Below are 16,710 nucleotides of genomic sequence, written 5' to 3'. Positions count from 1 at the left end.
TGCTTAGTTTTATATCTCCCTTAATGAATAGTTTTATTTTCTTTCTATATCTTATTTTTTGATGGTCATTTGTGTCGTTTTTCTAAGGTTATTGTACTAACCTCAAAAAAATCACAAATGATTGTGGAAATGTTCCACATTAGCGATTATTTTATTTAGCTAGTGAACCCATTATAAAATTTGAAAACTTAAACCAGAGATATGCTTGAAATAGCAATAAATTAAATACCGAATCAAAATAATAAGCGTTTGTAAGTACTTAAACGAGAATAAGTCCCTTAGTTCAAACGTAGCCTTACTTATGATGCAGAAAGCTAATCAGCGGAAATAATGGCAAAGTGATGAGGTATCGGTTTATCTATTGTTAAGAATAGAAATAATGATGCGAATAACTGATTGATATTTATAAAAATATTATCGAATAAAAATAACAATACGCTCATCAGATAGAACAATCGATCAACTAAATTGATTGTTATGTATTTGCCGTACCTGTTAAACCAACATTTGCTAATTTAGGAATATTCGAATGAAAGTAAAAGCATTATCTGTTGTGATAAGTTTAATACTCGCTACGCCATTATGTGCAAATGCACAAACTGATATAAGTGCAATTGAAGCAAGGTTAAATGCGCTTGAAAAACGTGCAACTGCTGCTGAAGCTAGAGCTGCAGCAGCAGAACAAAAAGCGACTCGCCTTGAGCAATTAATTAATTCCAACAACCAATCTCAAACGGATCATGTTACAACCGTCAACATGGAGCAACGCGTTGCTATATTAGAAAAGCAATCTGATGAGGCTCAAGTAAAAGTAAACATTGCACAAACTCAACTTAATGAAATCCAACAAAAACAATCTGCTCAGCTTGCTAGTACGAAAAATCAAGAAGGTGCGGATTTTTTCTCTACCAATACAAATTGGGGTGATCTCAAATTGTATGGTGACGTTGAATATAATATCGATGCTGCTAGTAAAAAGGGGCAACTAACATCGATGAGAATGATACCTGGTAATCAAAAAGACTTCGATGATAATGAAAAATGGTCACTTAATGGGCGCATTTTAATTGGTGTGGATGGTGAACGAGAATTAAAAAACGGTAATTATGCGGGTTTTCGTGCTCAGCCCATGGCTGACATGACAGGTAAAATGAATTTAGATGATGCTGTTTTCTACTTTGGTCAACGTGATAAATGGCAATATAAAATTGGTCGTTATGAAGCTTACGATATGTTCCCTCTAAACCAAGATACATTTGTTGAGTATTCAGGTAATACAGCAAATGATTTATATGGTGATGGTTTTGGCTATATCTATATGATGAAAGAAGGGCGAGGTCGTAGTAGTGATGGTGGTAGTATGATGGTTAACACACACTATAACGACTGGTATTTTGAGCTAAATGCTTTAGTTGAAGATGGAACTTCTGTTTTTAAAGACAATGAATATCATGGGCGTAAACTTGATAACCGCAAAAATGTTATTTATATGCGTCCTGTTGTTGCATGGCAGAAAGACAATTTAACTATTGCAGGAGCAATAGATGCGAACGTGATAAGCAAAGCCTATGGCTATGATGATGAAAATGGAAAATTCCAAGATCAATCTAGACGTACAGGTTATGGCTTAACTGTAAAATGGGACACTTTAGCTGATGATCCTATTAACGGTATTGTTGCAAATTTAAGTGCTGCTTATCTCGACGCTAAAGATGAAAATGATTTTTCTATTGGTAGTAATGTGCTATGGCGCAAATTTCAACTTGGTTATATTTATGCTCATAATGATATTAAAGCTTACTATCACAAAAGCGGGAACAACAGTGGTCAAAATGACACCTATTTAACGCTCAATCCGGGTAAGTACAATATCAACACTGTATTTGCTTCTTATGAACTGCCTAATATTTTGGATATGGATAATTTTAAAACCTATTTAGGTGCTTATTATTCACGTATAGATGGTAAAGACGATATTAATGTACATAGTAGTGATAAAGATCGTTACGGCGCTCGTATCCGCTTTAAGTATCTATTTTAACTTTATTTTTAGTACATCTTGTTAGATATTGATTTTATATATAAAGACTTCATGATGCAGAGTATTGTTGGCTAATGAGGTCTTTATATTTTTATATAGTTTGCACAGTTGTTGGGGTATAAAACATCAGATACCAGATAAGAAAAAAGCCTTAACTAACTTTTCAACTGACCACTCTTTAATGTCTGAAACTTGCCCATCACCAATTTCAACTAAACGTAATTCTCCTACTGCATTTTTGACTACATCAATGGAATAGAAAGGTGTGTTTATATGCTGTGCTACTGTTTTTACAAACTCAGGAATTTCATCATCCGCAGAGAATATTTTCTTATTTAAAACAAAATATCTACGCTCACTATCATTAATAAATTCCTCAACATAGCGAAGACTTACACCACCTTCAATGTTTCCTCTAAACTGCGCAATAAGTTTTAGTATTTCTCTAATTTCATCTGCATTTTTAGCGATGGAACCTCTTGTGGTTGTTAAGGATTTTACATAGTCTTTTACAAAGTAAGCGGGCCATTGAAGCTGGTTAGTTAAGCTTTCAAAGTCAGTATCTATGGTTGTGATAACTGTTTTTGGTGTGAATGCTTTACAGTTTTCATACCAACCTGTTATATGATGGTTACGGATATAATCTTCAGGCGTTTCAAGCATTTGACCACCATGAGTATTAACCGCATGGTATAACTGTTGATACTCGTCTTTATTTAGCATCCATCCACGCCAAATAACGGGAGAGTCTGATTTAAAAGGATGTGAAAACTTATATTTACCTAATGCCATATCTTCTGATGAGAGTAACAAACAATGAATATTTAGCATTTGAGCGCAACGATATTCTTGTTCAAAGGCCTCATCAGGTTTTCCAGTATTCGAATAGTCATCAGGGTAAATTATTTGCATAAGTAATTCCTTTTAATTAAATAGGTTTGATGAAGAAATATCCTAACCTTTTATTTAACGACTTGAACCTTTTTTCTCTTAATTACATGTTCTCTTTTCTAAGTTGTGAGATCTCTCGATTTTTTGATCTTTTTCGGCTAGGCAATTGATTTTGCTCGTGCCATTGTTTTATTTCCTGCCATAATCGGTTTAATGTTTACAGACGCTTAACTAGCGTATTAAGTGCAGATGATATTTATCAGGAAACAATTCAATGCCTTTCTATATACAAAGCAGTAATTCAAATAGCGACAAGACCTATAAGAAAAATAGAACAAAACCACTATTAATAGGTTTAGCCTTAATTCCTTCATTTGTATTTGCTAATGATCTTCCTCAATTACCGCAAAAAGAACGCGTGGCTTACTTTACGCAAGCTCAGCAAGCAGGGATCACGGGGATTGCAATTAAAACAAAACCTGTCCTGGCAAGACCAGCCAAAGAAGGTGAGATCATCATAACTATAATTAAAGGTGAAGGTGTTGAAACAGTTTCAGAACCTGCAAAATTAGGAGATTGGGTAGTGCAAAATATTTGCCCAGAAACAGGTAATGAGGAGATTTTGGTAAGAAAAGCTAAATTTGTTCAACGCTATAGTGCCACAGAGAAAAGTGAAATTAATTTAGCATCTTATCCTCGTGGTTATCAGCCTTTTACTCCAAAAGGTATCGAAATGAATTACTTTATTGTGCCTGAGTCTACACTTCCATTTACAATGAAGGCGCCTTGGGGAGAATTACAACGTTTTCAATCGGGCGATGCTGTTGTTCAATCCACAACAGATAGCCAAGATATTTATCGTATTCAAAAGGAAGCATTTGAATGCACTTATACTATTCTTAAACCTGCCAAATTAGCTAAATAATATTGAATTCATCTATGAGAGAATGAATGTTACTTTTATAATTCATGCTGTTATAAGTATTTCGTTACTGAAGCTAAGGATATTAAACAGAGAGCAGGTTAAGAAAGTAGGCTAATAGAAGGTAGGCGTAATTGACTTGTTGTACATTTGCTTTAATAGCTACATTTCGTTAACCTATCTCTATCAATTTATTCAACTCATTAGGTAAAACCTATTGAACTGATAGCAGGAATGTATTAGCTATTCTCAAATGGAATAGGTACATTAGTCCCATACCAAACAGGAGGAAATACAATGTCTTTAATTAATACCCCAATCAAACCATTCAAAAACATGGCATTTAAAGACGGTCAATTCGTAGAAGTGACTGAAAAGGACGTCGAAGGCAAATGGAGCGTTTTCTTCTTTTACCCTGCAGACTTCACTTTTGTGTGCCCAACTGAATTAGGTGACTTAGCTGATCATTATGCTGAGTTCCAAAAAATGGGCGTAGAAATTTACTCAGTTTCTACTGACACACATTTTACCCATAAAGCATGGCATAGCAGCTCAGAAACTATCGGTAAAATCAAATATGGCATGATTGGCGACCCAACTGGCGCATTAACTCGTAACTTCGAAAATATGCGTGAGAACGAAGGTCTTGCAGACCGTGGTACTTTCGTTGTTGACCCACAAGGTATCATCCAAGCAATTGAAATCACAGCTGAAGGTATTGGCCGTGATGCATCAGACCTGCTGCGTAAAGTTAAAGCTGCTCAGTATGTAGCTAGCCACCCAGGCGAAGTTTGCCCAGCAAAATGGAAAGAAGGTGATGCAACTTTAGCTCCATCACTGGATTTAGTTGGCAAAATCTAAATAAGAATTAAGCCACTAAAAAAATTATTTATCGGGTGTTTCGGCACCCGATTTTATTGAGGGTGCAAAAATGTTAGATAATAATTTAAAAGCTCAATTGAAAGCTTATTTAGAACGATTAACCCAGCCAGTTGAGTTAGTAGCAACATTAGACGACAGTAAACATTCTGCTGATATCCAAGCGCTATTAAAAGAAATCGAACCATTATCCGATAAAGTCACTTATCGTGAAGATAATAACGCGAATGTACGTAAACCATCTTTTCTTATTACCAACCCAGGGAAAGAAACTGGTGTTCGCTTTGCAGGCTCGCCATTAGGTCATGAATTTACTTCATTAGTTTTAGCATTATTACAAACTGGTGGACACCCATCAAAAGAAGCACAAGAATTACTTGAACAAATTCGTCAGTTAGACGGTGAGTTTCATTTCGAAACCTATTATTCGCTCTCTTGTCATAACTGCCCTGATGTTGTTCAGGCATTAAACTTAATGGCGATTTTAAATCCGAAGATCACACATACTGCGATTGACGGAGGCATGTTCCAAAATGAAATTCAGGAACGTAATATCATGGGCGTTCCTGCTGTATTCTTAAATGGTAACGAGTTTGGTCAAGGCCGTATGACCTTAGCTGAAATCGTTAACAAAGTAGACAGCAATGCAGAAAAACGTACTGCAGAATTGTTGAACCAAAAAGATGCATTTGATGTATTAATAGTGGGAAGTGGCCCTGCGGGCGCATCAGCAGCTGTTTATTCAGCTCGTAAAGGTTTAAATACAGGCCTTATTGGCGAACGTTTTGGTGGCCAAGTTCTTGATACTGTTGATATTGAAAACTACATCTCAGTACCAAAAACGGAAGGTGCAAAACTTGCAGGTGCATTAAAAGCTCACGTTGATGATTACCAAGTGGATGTGATTGATAGCCAAACTGTTAGTCGCTTAATTCCGGGTGCATCAGAAGGGGAGTTACATCAAATTGAAACAGCATCAGGCGCAATTTTGAAAACCCGTAGCCTAATTATTGCAACAGGTGCTCGCTGGAGAAATATGAATGTTCCCGGTGAAAATGAATACCGTACTCGTGGTGTAACTTATTGTCCACACTGTGATGGCCCACTGTTTAAAGGCAAAAGAGTTGCTGTTATTGGTGGTGGTAACTCAGGTGTAGAAGCTGCAATTGACTTAGCTGGCTTAGTTGAACACGTAACAGTATTAGAATTCGCTCCAGAAATGAGAGCAGATGCAGTATTACAGAAAAAATTACGTAGCTTAAGCAATGTAGAAGTTATCTTAAATGCGCAAACTACAGAAGTATATGGTGATGGCACTAAGTTAACTGGTCTAAAATATAAAGATCGTACTAATGATTCTATGCATGATATTGCATTAGCAGGTATTTTCGTTCAAATCGGTTTATTACCTAATACACAGTGGTTAGAAGGTACTGTTGAGCGTAATAAGATGGGCGAAATTGTTGTTGATGCCCGAGGCGAAACTAATATCAAAGGTGTGTTTGCAGCCGGTGACTGTACAACAGTACCTTATAAGCAAATCATCATTGCCGCGGGTGAAGGTGCAAAAGCCTCACTTAGCGCATTTGATTACTTGATTCGCACGAGTGCAAAATAATCAAATTATCGTTAAAAAAATTAATTATTTTTCATTGTTTAAAGCATCTCAATTGAGATGCTTTTTTCTGTATTAATTTCCTACTTGCCTTAAAAATCCTATTCATAAATCCTAAACAACCTATGCTATTATCACGCAAAATTAATAATCTATAGGGAAGTTGATATGAATATAAATAAAATGTGTTTTAGACAGATTGTTCCTGTATTTCTTTTTTCTTTACTCAGTGTTAGTTCTTTCTCTGTCAACGCAGATATTGAAGTGCGTGATGAAACTTTATATGAAGCGCACCAGCGCTTTAAAACCGAAATTATAAACGACAGTTTTGATAATATTGATCCGCCTTGGGAAGCACCACCAGAAATATTTAATGTGATTAAATATCCGGCAAAACCGGGAGATATGTATGCCTATTTAACACCACCTCCAGCAAATAAAAAAACGAAATTACCTGCTGTGATTTGGTTAAATGGAGGTTACGGTGGAATTGGGGGTGATGATTATTTTTGGCAACCTAAGCCGGCTGATAATGACCAAACAGGTGCTACTTTTCGTGACCCCAATATGGTGTTGATGATCCCATCTTTCCGAGGTGAAAATACCAATCCTGGTCGTTATGAAATGTTTTATGGCGAATTAGAAGATTTAGAATCAGCAAGAGAATATTTAGCATCATTGCCCTATATTGACTCTAAACGTATCTATGTCGTTGGACATAGTACGGGGGGAACTAGAGCATTATTAGCGAGTGAATATAGTGATAAATTTAGGGCTGTTTTCTCCTTGGGCGGAATACCTGATCTTAAATTAAGAGCTGAAGGCGATATGATAGTTGAATTACCTTTTGATAGAAATAACGAAGAAGAGTTTAATGTCCGCTCGGTTTATCGTTATATTAAATCAATAAAAACACCAACGTTTTATTTTGAAGGCCGTGATTATTTTTGGAATGAATTTAATGAATTACGTGGTGTTGCAATAATGCATGATATTCCATTAAAAATATACAGCATTAAAAATGGTGACCACTTTAATATTATTGTGCCTGTCAGTAAATTAATTAAAGATAAAATCTTGTTAGATACTGATACAACTAAAGAAAGTAATATTCGATTCACTAATGAAGAGATTAAATGGATCAATAAGCAGGTTAGATAATTATTGATAATTTATCTTTCAAATTGGATGTTTTAATAATGATATCCGCTCTTTTATTTAACCAATAAAAAAGCGGTATTTTTTATTTAAAAATCAATATAGTTAGCCAGAAAACTCATCACATAACGCTTGGAGTTTATTTATCATTCTAGCTATATGGAAGCCATCGCACGTAGCATGATGCACTTGAATGGATATTGGTAATAAAAAATTGTCGCTTTGTTGAGTATATTTTCCCATAGTAAAAATAGGAGGAAAATAATCTTTTACATTAGCTACATTTAAATTAAATCCATCAAAACTTACCCAAGGGATCATCGAAATGCAGAAATGATTTTCGGGAAAATTAGTTTTCGCAGATAGACTCAGATTATCTTTATATTTTTGATGATCTTGATTATATCCTTGTGAAAAAGAATGCCAATCCTCAAAGTACTCACTCCATAACTCAGAGAAAGTCTCCGTTTCTGGGTGAAAAATCGTGTATGCAGGATTGATATAATCCCAAATAACTAATTCATTATCCTTGATAGCCATTCTAGACTCAGGGTAGCTATTAACCGTTTTTGCAATCAAATAGATCATTGCAGGATAAAGTTTAAAATTATTTTTAGCTAAGACGGCCTTTAAGGCAGTAATATCTATTTTAGTTGTTAAGCTAAAACCACACTGTAAGTTGTGTCGGTAATGTAAGAAATGTTCTTTTCTATTCCATTGTTCTAAATCGATTTTTTTATGATTCATTTTTAAAGCCCTTCTTGTTAAGTAATAAATTTTTTTAACGAAGAAGGGCAAAACGGGTTGTTTGAATAGGTAGCATGGTAGCTCCTTATGTATTTAATATTTTAGTTAGATAAAGAAAAATAATAAGAGATGATTATTACACTAAACATCAAAAATTGAAGGTATTTTTGTGCTTTCATCTGATAATGATATCATTATTTTGGAAAAAGATATTAAGTGTATTATGATAAAAAAATTACTATTTAAAAAATGAAGGGATTTATTATGCAAGCTAAACTTGCTTATCAATGGAAACAACAAAGACGTGGTAGACTCTCTTTTTTAGGCTTAGAAATTGCTTGGACAATTTTCTTTTTTATTGCAGAAAACTTAGCTGATCGATGGTATATAGAGCTTTATCCCGAAAACATGGAGTTAATTGCTGAGAATTATTTTTACTATCAATTTTCTTTTACACCATATGGACTAATGGAAACGGTGTTTTTAATAACACAAGTCTACATCTTTACACTTATTTTATCTCAACGAATAAGAGATATAGGTATAGGCCACCCTGTTATTATTTCACTTATTTTAACAGCTAGTCCTATCTTATTAACACCATACTTATTATTTAATGCACCATCTATGTTAATGGTATTGTTTTCTATTTTATTAATAACAGGTCTGGTTGCTTTACTTGCACCATCAGCCTATAAAGTTGATATCAATAAAGATTCAAAAGAGAAAGAAAATAATAGTGAAATAAACAAATAAAAAGTAAGTAGGTTAAGAAGAAAAAGCATCTAAAAGATGCTTTTTCTGATCTAGACATATTACTTACCAAAAAATTAGGACAGGATCTCAATTATGCCTTTTTGCCCATCAACTTTCACTTTCTGTCCATTTTTTAAAATATTCAAGATATTGCGAACACCCATAACTGCTGGTAATCCTAATTCTCTAGCAGTAACTGCACCATGAGATAATGGCCCACCACTTTCTGTAATAATGCCAGATGCACGATAAAAGAGGGCTGTCCAAGCAGGGTTAGTTGTTCTTGCAACTAAAATAGCATTCTGCGGAAATTCGGCAAAATTCTCTGGGCCATAAACAAGATAAACTTCGCCTTCAATAATACCTGCACTACCAGCTAGCCCCTTTAATTGATGCTCATTTGTATTTAGTGCATTACAACTATCTTCACCATAGATCCATTGTGGTGTGACTGATTTTGCTTTTAGATATCCAGCTTTATTTTGGTATATATGATGACGTAACTGATTCCACTCAGTAGGATTATCTGCAAGAATTGCATCAGCTAAAGGTTTTTCATTAGCAAAATAAATATCCATTGGGCAATCTAAGACACTACGAATAACCAATCTTTCTCCTAATGCTTTTAACCCGCGACGCATAGGTAAGGCTAATCGAGTTGTTTGGTAATGCTCTAAGTCATCAAGTGCAGTATAAACGCGAGCTAATCGAATAATCTCTTGTAAGAAGAAGCGCAACTCTTCTGGGGCATCAGAGATAATTGAAAATTCCGTTTCTGATTGCAGAATTTTTTTACCTAATGGATCATCGGTCTGTTTATCATCTGCTAAGTCTGCCATTGCTTTAATTTGAGTTAATACAATATGTGGGGCATCTAACCAAGTAGGATGATATGCATCAAAATCTAATTCTCTATGACCATGATTAGCTAAGAATAAGGTAAATTGCTGGTGAAAATGAGGATCACATAGCGCAATTTCTTGCATAATACTTTCAGGAACAATGGATGTGATAAGTTTTAGAAGTTGAGGGTGCTGGCGAACATAGCGAGAAAGAGTCCAAAGTTCTGCATTCACTTGTCCAGTTTTAGTTTCGGACATAGCAATTAAATTATCGAATGCTGTATGTGCATATTTTTCTTCTTTAAAGAAGAGTTTTAGCAATGCCATTAATGCGGAATAGAGTGAGCGCTGAGTTAAAGATATGGCAATATTAGGTAAAAAGTAATCAGCACCTAACTTATTAATTCTTTGCACATAATCCCATAATTGAGGTAAATTTTTATCCTGCAATGGTTCATTCATCAATGCACCAATAGAGATTAAATATTTATCTAAGTCACGCATCCAAGTAATAGGTAATTCCTGTACCCAACTGAATTTTTGTGCAATTTCAGGCAAAGATTTTAATAGGGTCGGTAAATCATTCATCATCGACGTAGGGAGACGATTACTATACAAGGAAACCGCATTCTGGTTGCCATAAATATAATAATCTTGCATCCCGAACCATTTACCATTAAACGAAGGAAGCCCCATAAGATTAAGGCTAAAGTTTAATGATGAGTGAAAACCAGCTTCACACATATCCCATGTTAATGGCGTGATAGGATTAGGGAATCTTTCTGCTGATTCTTCCCTTGTCCAAATAGGGGCGATTTGTGTTACATTGCGGGATTGTAAAAGCCACAATTTTCCATTATGAAATGCCCATTCTATATCTTGTGGAAAATCAAAATATTTTTCCGCTGAAATAGCAAGCTCTGCAACTTGTTTGCACTGTTCTGCTGTTAATGAGGACATGGATTGTTGGGCAGAATTAAGAGGTAAGATTTTAGTACCATTATCAACCATAACAATGGCATTTATTTTTTGAGCAATCGTTTTTTGTTTTAACGCGAAACTTTCTCTATCAATAAGAAATTCATCAATAGGATCTTCACCTGCAACGACGGTTTCACCTAATCCAAATGCTGCATTAATTAATACAGTTGAAAGAGAGCCTTGAACCGGATCAACAGAAAAAGCAACACCTGCTGCTTCATTTTCTTGGACGTCAATCATTCTTTGTAGCACAACGGCCATCGATGCTTGAGTATGGGGTAAATTTAAATGCTGGCGATAAAGCATAACGTGTGTGTGCCATAAAGATGCATAACATTGGCGAATAGCATCTAATAAATTAGGCAGTGTTTTAACACCTAATACAGTATCGTGTTGCCCTGCAAAGGCGGCTCCAGGCATATCTTCTAATGTTCCAGAAGATCTTACGGCCAAAGCGGTATTATTTAATTGAAGCTCATTTAATCTTGAACTTAAAGAATGAATTAAGTCCTCTGGTATAGATGCTTGTAAAATTAAATGGCGAATATTTTTACTAACGGCTTCAATTTCTTGCTTTTTTTCTGATAACAAGCGATTAATTTCAGGTAGTAATGGCGTGATAAATAACTGATAAGCTTGGCAAGATAGAATTAAACCATCAGGAACAGGCAGTGACTGAATTGTTTTTGCTAAACTCGCGCCTTTACCCCCACTAATAGATACTTCAGAAGCAATAGACTCGTTAATCTTATAAATGAGTTCCATATTCGACCTTATTATTTTTACATGTGATGTAAAGCACCAATAATGCAAGTAATGCACCGACAATAACATCAATGCCGTAGTGGTAATGCAAATAGACAGTTGCCAAAACAAGTCCTATTAAGATAGGAGATAAACAATACGCTATTTTTCGATAACCTGAAAAAAAGAAAAAGCCAACAATATAAAGAGTGATCCCTGTATGCAATGAAGGAAACACATCCATTCCTGTGATTCCTTTATCAACAAGATCAGTTAGAAATAATGTCATGGCACCAGAGTAAACTGGATAGTTAAAGTCAGAAGGAAATGCAGAGTAAGGGCCTGCCGCAGGGATAGCGAAGTAACCAATAAAACCCCAAAAATACATTAGCATTAAGCCGAAAAAATAATTTTTAGCCAGTGTATTATTTCGGCTAAAAAAGAAGAAAAGGGCACTACCAATAATCAACAAGTAGAAGCTAAAATAGCAAAAAGAAAGAAATTCACTTAGCCAACCAGATTGTAAAGAAATTGCCCATTCTGGCAAACTTTTTCCAAACCATAGGAATTTGTCTAGATTATATAAAATGTCATCAAAACTCCATTGGTATAAACCATAGCGAATCGATTTAAACAGAGGAAAAATAGTCCAACAAACAATCAGTTGTAATAAGCCAAACCAATAGAATCGGGAATGAGAGGTTGCTTGTTGTGTTTTGTTTCCAACAAAAATGAGCAATACCCATAAAAAAAAGCCTAAAAATATGGGGAACAACATTTCTGTCGCATTAGTTAACCAACTTCCGTAAGTTCCCAAAGCCCAAATAATAAATAATTGTAGAGAAAATAAATGGTTAAAAAGCATCCTGGCTTTCGTAGTTAACATATTTCAGCGCCTTTCTTCCTTATTAAGATAAAACCGAATAGTGCACTAGCTAAACTTATACCAATAAACATGGGGAAATAGAATAGGAGCATGATTAAGATGGGGATCCAAATTGCAGTTGCTATTGCCCCCCCTAATATTTTAAAAAAGCTGATGGTATTACGGGCATCAGCAAAATGAGACGCAATAAGTGATGATAATAATATTGGAAATAAAATATACATAAATAAAAATGAAATATAACGCCAAATTAATATAGATGATTGAGAATTTTTTTCTATATTTCGATTGTCATTATTTGATTGAGAAGGGTTTTTTTGATAGTCAATAAAGGATTCAGCATAAGATTTACCATCCTTGTTTTTATTAAAAGCATAGGCTGATGCTTTCTCAAAAATATCAATATTTGGACAATTAACGGAAATCTTATTTAGTGATACAGAAACTTCCGAATGAATATTTTCTTCCCATTCTCTGATTGACAAATTATCTTTTTGTGAATTTATACAAATATTTTCACCAATATAAACTTCAACTTTTGAACTGAATTTATCAGGGGCTATATAAAACAATCCCATAGGAATAATATCAAAAACTACTCCCTCACTGATCAATGTTCTAATAATTCTTGCCGCTCCTCGTTGATAAGGTAATGGCTGGAAACCCCACTCACTACTGCCTTCTGGGAATAAGAGTAGATTACCACCTGCTTTTATATGTGCAATTGCAGCATCTGAAGGACTTGAAAATATATTTGCATTTACGCCTAAACGTTGTCTATCCTTTTTCCTAACTACGGGAATACCCGTAAAAAAACTTTTCATTAAAGGACTATTTAATAATTGAATTGAAGCCAAAGCTTGAGTGTTAGGAAATGCTTTTAATGCAATGTAACCATCAAAGGCACTGTTCCGATGACTACATAGAATTAACTTTGGATGTGTATTTTCAGTTTGAGATCTATTATGGTAAATAAGTGAGACTTTGGAAAAGTAGATTTCTCTAATTGCACTAGAGATGAAGCGATAATAAAAAGGAAGAGGAGAACCAGCAACAAAAGAGGAGTTTTTTTTTATTGCTGAAGGTAACACTGAATTAGGCATAAAATTTCCTTACATTATTCCTTTTTCAAAAACATATCACGCTCTTAAAAAAAGTAACACTAAAAAATTAAAATTTAAAAAGCATTATTAGAATAAATTATTTCACTAATTTGAGGCTGTTAATTCTAATGAATAAGATGGAAATGAGTATGATTCAACTTAGACTCGCTGAACCACAGGAAGCCAAAAGATTGTGGTATTTACGAAATCAAGCACTGCGATTTGGTTGTGAGAATGTTTATCCATCAGAGATTTTAGCCGCTTGGACTCCTGATGAAATGCCTGAAGGATATCGGCAAGCTATTATTGATAATCCATTTTATGTTATTGATTATAAAGAATATAATATTCCTGTTGCTTCGGGTTTTTTAGATGTTAAAACGGGTTTTGCTGAAGCTATTTTTACATTACCTGAATATATGGGGAAAGGATTCGCTGGACTAATTTTAAAACAACTTAAACATGAAGCAATTAAGAGAGGGCAATCCAAGTTGTTTTTAGATGCAACACCTAATGCAGTATTATTTTATTTAAAACAGGGTTTTAAAGCATTAGAAGAACGTGACTATTATTCTAATTTAGCAAAAGCAAATTTACATTGTTACCGCATGTGCATTGATTTAGAGTAGTTGTTTGTGTTTTAACCATCTTAAAAGGATGGTTTTTATAATAGACTAATAATAAAAAAGCTATTCTTAAAATGCGGTATAAATTTATTTTTATCATTTTTTGAATTAGCTTTTATATTAATCATATAAAATAGCAATCCGCATGATGTTGCGATATTGTAAAGTATCACGATATCTCTAGGATAAATATTATGCAAAATGTGTTATTAACGTTATGGCCGTTATTTGCGTTAATTGCGCTAGGTGCAATTTTAAGAAGAAATAAAACATTTGAACCAGCATTTTGGGTAGGGGCTGAAAAATTAAATTATTTTTTACTTTTTCCCGCTTTACTAATTAATAGTTTGGCAAATGCACCTTTATCTGATCCTCAATTACCTCATTTAGCTGGGGCTATTTTTTCTATAGTGATTATTGTTACAGTATTATGCGTTGTATTGAAAAAAATCACAGGTTGGCCAGCTGGACGTTTTGGAGCAATCGTTCAAGGTAATATTCGATTTAACACTTATTTAGGTTTAGCTATTGTCGCTGATCTATTTGGTGTTGAAGGATTAGGAATAGCTGCATTAATATTGGCAACACTAGTTCCATTATCTAATGTGACCTCTGTGCTTTGTTTAACTGCTGGACAAAATGTAACTTTGCGTCAACTAGTACTGCCTATCATAAAAAATCCTTTAATTATCTCTTGTGTTATTGGGATCATAATAAATTTATCAGGAGTGGGGCTTCCTTTTGGTAGCGATCAATTTCTAAAATTGCTAGCAGCAACCAGCTTACCCTTGGGGCTTATTTGTATTGGTGCGGCATTACATTTATCAACACTAAGAGCAGAAAGTAAAATGATTAGTATTAATACTGTTACTCGTTTACTTGTTGTGCCAATAATCGCGTATAGTGTTGCTTACTTTTTAGGTTTATCTTCATTAGTTATGATGCTTTTGGTTATTTTCTTTTCTATCCCAACTGCTCCGACGTCTTATATTTTAACCAGACAGTTAGGGGGGGATTCTGAGCTAATGGCGGGAATTATTACTTCTCAAACAATGTTTGCAGCAATTACACTGCCTATTGTCTTAAGCTTGCTATCAGGATGATTTTTTAAAATACTCATTTAAGTGAAATGTTCTTTATATTTAATAAAATATGATTTTGTGGCGTTTTTTTATATAAAAAAATAATATTTTTTATTATCTTAATTTTTCATTTAGTTAAAATGGAAAAATTAAAATGATTATTTCAAATGCAAATATCAGTTTTGACAAAGTAATTAAATTATCGGATAACTCTCCGTCTAATGTAATGAGTATTTGGGAAAAAATAAAAGATTGGTTTGGGTTTAGTCAGCAAAAAAAAGTATTAACTTTAATTAAAAATGTTTATCTTAACCAAGAAGCAACAACTTTAGAGAAAAATAAAGATTTCTTTCATCTAAAAAAAATTGCTGGAGAACACTATAAAAATAATTTCAAATGTGGCGTAGATAATGATGAGATATTCTATCGGATTGATTTTGGTGATGGATTCATTGAATCTAAAAAAAGTATCATACCATTTATTGAGGCTGTAAAAAATGAACTCAATCTTGATTTAAAAAAATATAATAATGAAGATCTCACTGCATTTATTAATAATTATTATAAATTATCTACATTAAGTAATGAAAAAATAGATTATGAAAAGAAAACTATTGCATTTAGAGCGATTCTTATGGAATGCATTGATGCTAATGATAAACAAGGTTTTTCTCTTGATATTTTCAATGCAAAAGAATCATTTAATAATAAATATGAATATTTAAAAGAAAATAGTGAAAAATATTTCGGAAAAATTAATACTAAGAAATTAATCGATAATATATATGATTCTGCAAATCAACATGAGTACAAAGAGCTTAGGGGACAGGTAGAAAAAGATATTCAAAGATATGATTTAAAATTCAACAATGAAAGTATATCTGACATTACTTCATTAGAGGAAAAATTAAAACTATTAAATAATAAAGATACTATGGTTATTTTTGAATTACTTAATCAAGGTATTTTCCCAATGATAAAAGATTCTTTTGAAGAATATGATCCTATTGCTTCAATGTATTCGCCCTTTACAGGAAAGACATCTGTTAATATAAAAAATGAAGGTAACTTATATACTATAATTGTTAACAATAAAAAGGAAATTGCAGAGTCTGATATTGAAAAAGTGAATCAGCTATCAGATTTTATTTTAACCGACTTTGATTATAATTCTATGAATTTATATATGAAAAATTTTGTCGATGCTCCTGTATCAAAGGAAAAGTTAGAGGTTGCATTAAATCAGTATGAAAGTGAAATAGAGAAAAGAATGACAGACAGCATTGGCGATAAATTTAATTACAATCAAAAGAGATTCATTTTGCTGGAAGAAAATATGAATATCAAATTTGAATTTAATCCTGACCTAATGAAAAAACTCTCCATTTCAACCAATGAAAGTAAAGTTGAATATAGTTTATTAAAATCTTGATTTGG

General features: G+C 33.6%; 14 protein-coding genes. 9 read left to right on the top strand and 5 right to left on the bottom strand.

Annotated elements, in window-relative coordinates; translation table 11 throughout:
• Positions 1-529 precede the first annotated feature (529 nt).
• Positions 530-2,041 carry a carbohydrate porin gene (locus tag CBE70_RS04035; RefSeq protein ID WP_100158314.1) on the top strand — a complete coding sequence of 504 codons (1,512 nt, stop codon included), beginning with the start codon at positions 530-532 and terminating at the stop codon, positions 2,039-2,041.
• Positions 2,042-2,167: 126 nt separating this feature from the next.
• Here the strand turns inward: CBE70_RS04035 and CBE70_RS04030 are convergent, their stop codons facing one another.
• Positions 2,168-2,953, bottom strand: a complete 786-nt coding sequence (locus CBE70_RS04030) for an ATP-grasp domain-containing protein (RefSeq protein WP_100158313.1) — start codon at positions 2,951-2,953, stop codon at positions 2,168-2,170.
• Between the two features lie 253 nt (positions 2,954-3,206).
• Between CBE70_RS04030 and CBE70_RS04025 the strand changes: the two genes are divergently transcribed.
• From CBE70_RS04025 to CBE70_RS04010, 4 genes are all read left to right on the top strand, one after another.
• A complete protein-coding gene (locus CBE70_RS04025; protein WP_232797344.1) occupies positions 3,207-3,857 on the top strand; it encodes a hypothetical protein in 651 nt (216 codons plus the stop codon).
• Between the two features lie 294 nt (positions 3,858-4,151).
• Positions 4,152-4,715, top strand: a complete 564-nt coding sequence (ahpC, locus tag CBE70_RS04020) for an alkyl hydroperoxide reductase subunit C (RefSeq protein ID WP_006536680.1) — start codon at positions 4,152-4,154, stop codon at positions 4,713-4,715.
• A gap of 70 nt (positions 4,716-4,785) precedes the next feature.
• Complete coding sequence (gene ahpF / locus CBE70_RS04015; RefSeq protein ID WP_100158312.1) at positions 4,786-6,351, top strand: alkyl hydroperoxide reductase subunit F; 1,566 nt, start codon at positions 4,786-4,788, stop codon at positions 6,349-6,351.
• Positions 6,352-6,516: 165 nt separating this feature from the next.
• Complete coding sequence (locus CBE70_RS04010; protein ID WP_100158311.1) at positions 6,517-7,509, top strand: alpha/beta hydrolase family protein; 993 nt, start codon at positions 6,517-6,519, stop codon at positions 7,507-7,509.
• A gap of 102 nt (positions 7,510-7,611) precedes the next feature.
• On the opposite strand, the gene catA is transcribed toward CBE70_RS04010, so the two are convergent.
• Positions 7,612-8,253: a type A chloramphenicol O-acetyltransferase gene (gene catA / locus CBE70_RS04005; RefSeq protein WP_100158310.1), complete on the bottom strand. Its 642-nt coding sequence runs from the start codon at positions 8,251-8,253 to the stop codon at positions 7,612-7,614.
• A 264-nt stretch (positions 8,254-8,517) separates the two neighbouring features.
• Here catA and CBE70_RS04000 point away from each other — a divergent pair, with 264 nt between their 5' ends.
• Positions 8,518-9,009: a hypothetical protein gene (locus tag CBE70_RS04000; RefSeq protein WP_100158309.1), complete on the top strand. Its 492-nt coding sequence runs from the start codon at positions 8,518-8,520 to the stop codon at positions 9,007-9,009.
• Between the two features lie 74 nt (positions 9,010-9,083).
• Here the strand turns inward: CBE70_RS04000 and CBE70_RS03995 are convergent, their stop codons facing one another.
• The 3 genes from CBE70_RS03995 to CBE70_RS03985 are packed head-to-tail and all read right to left on the bottom strand — an operon-like array spanning position 9,084 to position 13,565.
• Entirely contained in the window at positions 9,084-11,597 is a 2,514-nt protein-coding gene (locus tag CBE70_RS03995) for a PEP/pyruvate-binding domain-containing protein (RefSeq protein WP_100158308.1), read from the bottom strand.
• Positions 11,581-12,462 carry a phosphatase PAP2 family protein gene (locus CBE70_RS03990; RefSeq protein WP_100158307.1) on the bottom strand — a complete coding sequence of 294 codons (882 nt, stop codon included), beginning with the start codon at positions 12,460-12,462 and terminating at the stop codon, positions 11,581-11,583. The genes CBE70_RS03995 and CBE70_RS03990 overlap by 17 nt, the downstream gene beginning before the upstream one ends.
• Entirely contained in the window at positions 12,456-13,565 is a 1,110-nt protein-coding gene (locus CBE70_RS03985; protein WP_100158306.1) for a 1-acyl-sn-glycerol-3-phosphate acyltransferase, read from the bottom strand. The genes CBE70_RS03990 and CBE70_RS03985 overlap by 7 nt, the downstream gene beginning before the upstream one ends.
• A 143-nt stretch (positions 13,566-13,708) precedes the next feature.
• Here CBE70_RS03985 and CBE70_RS03980 point away from each other — a divergent pair, with 143 nt between their 5' ends.
• From CBE70_RS03980 to CBE70_RS03970, 3 genes are all read left to right on the top strand, one after another.
• The gene (locus tag CBE70_RS03980) at positions 13,709-14,194 is read left to right on the top strand and encodes a GNAT family N-acetyltransferase (protein ID WP_100158340.1); all 486 of its coding nucleotides are present in this window, start codon (positions 13,709-13,711) and stop codon (positions 14,192-14,194) included.
• Positions 14,195-14,385: 191 nt separating this feature from the next.
• Positions 14,386-15,294: an AEC family transporter gene (locus tag CBE70_RS03975; RefSeq protein ID WP_100158305.1), complete on the top strand. Its 909-nt coding sequence runs from the start codon at positions 14,386-14,388 to the stop codon at positions 15,292-15,294.
• A 133-nt stretch (positions 15,295-15,427) separates the two neighbouring features.
• A complete protein-coding gene (locus CBE70_RS03970) occupies positions 15,428-16,705 on the top strand; it encodes a hypothetical protein (protein ID WP_100158304.1) in 1,278 nt (425 codons plus the stop codon).
• Positions 16,706-16,710 lie beyond the last annotated feature (5 nt).

It is taken from the genome of Proteus columbae (genome assembly GCF_002777965.1).
In the GTDB taxonomy this organism is placed as follows: Bacteria; Pseudomonadota; Gammaproteobacteria; order Enterobacterales; family Enterobacteriaceae; genus Proteus; species Proteus columbae.
Note: the sequence above shows the minus strand (reverse complement) of the source record. Positions and strands in the feature narration are given on the sequence as shown.

Coding starts and splice junctions, on each gene's coding strand:
- CBE70_RS04035 (WP_100158314.1), top strand. CDS start 530: ATGAAAGTAAAAGCATTATCTGTTGTGATAAGTTTAATACTCGCTACG.
- CBE70_RS04030 (WP_100158313.1), bottom strand. CDS start 2,953: ATGCAAATAATTTACCCTGATGACTATTCGAATACTGGAAAACCTGAT.
- CBE70_RS04025 (WP_232797344.1), top strand. CDS start 3,207: ATGCCTTTCTATATACAAAGCAGTAATTCAAATAGCGACAAGACCTAT.
- ahpC (WP_006536680.1), top strand. CDS start 4,152: ATGTCTTTAATTAATACCCCAATCAAACCATTCAAAAACATGGCATTT.
- ahpF (WP_100158312.1), top strand. CDS start 4,786: ATGTTAGATAATAATTTAAAAGCTCAATTGAAAGCTTATTTAGAACGA.
- CBE70_RS04010 (WP_100158311.1), top strand. CDS start 6,517: ATGAATATAAATAAAATGTGTTTTAGACAGATTGTTCCTGTATTTCTT.
- catA (WP_100158310.1), bottom strand. CDS start 8,253: ATGAATCATAAAAAAATCGATTTAGAACAATGGAATAGAAAAGAACAT.
- CBE70_RS04000 (WP_100158309.1), top strand. CDS start 8,518: ATGCAAGCTAAACTTGCTTATCAATGGAAACAACAAAGACGTGGTAGA.
- CBE70_RS03995 (WP_100158308.1), bottom strand. CDS start 11,597: ATGGAACTCATTTATAAGATTAACGAGTCTATTGCTTCTGAAGTATCT.
- CBE70_RS03990 (WP_100158307.1), bottom strand. CDS start 12,462: ATGTTAACTACGAAAGCCAGGATGCTTTTTAACCATTTATTTTCTCTA.
- CBE70_RS03985 (WP_100158306.1), bottom strand. CDS start 13,565: ATGCCTAATTCAGTGTTACCTTCAGCAATAAAAAAAAACTCCTCTTTT.
- CBE70_RS03980 (WP_100158340.1), top strand. CDS start 13,709: ATGAGTATGATTCAACTTAGACTCGCTGAACCACAGGAAGCCAAAAGA.
- CBE70_RS03975 (WP_100158305.1), top strand. CDS start 14,386: ATGCAAAATGTGTTATTAACGTTATGGCCGTTATTTGCGTTAATTGCG.
- CBE70_RS03970 (WP_100158304.1), top strand. CDS start 15,428: ATGATTATTTCAAATGCAAATATCAGTTTTGACAAAGTAATTAAATTA.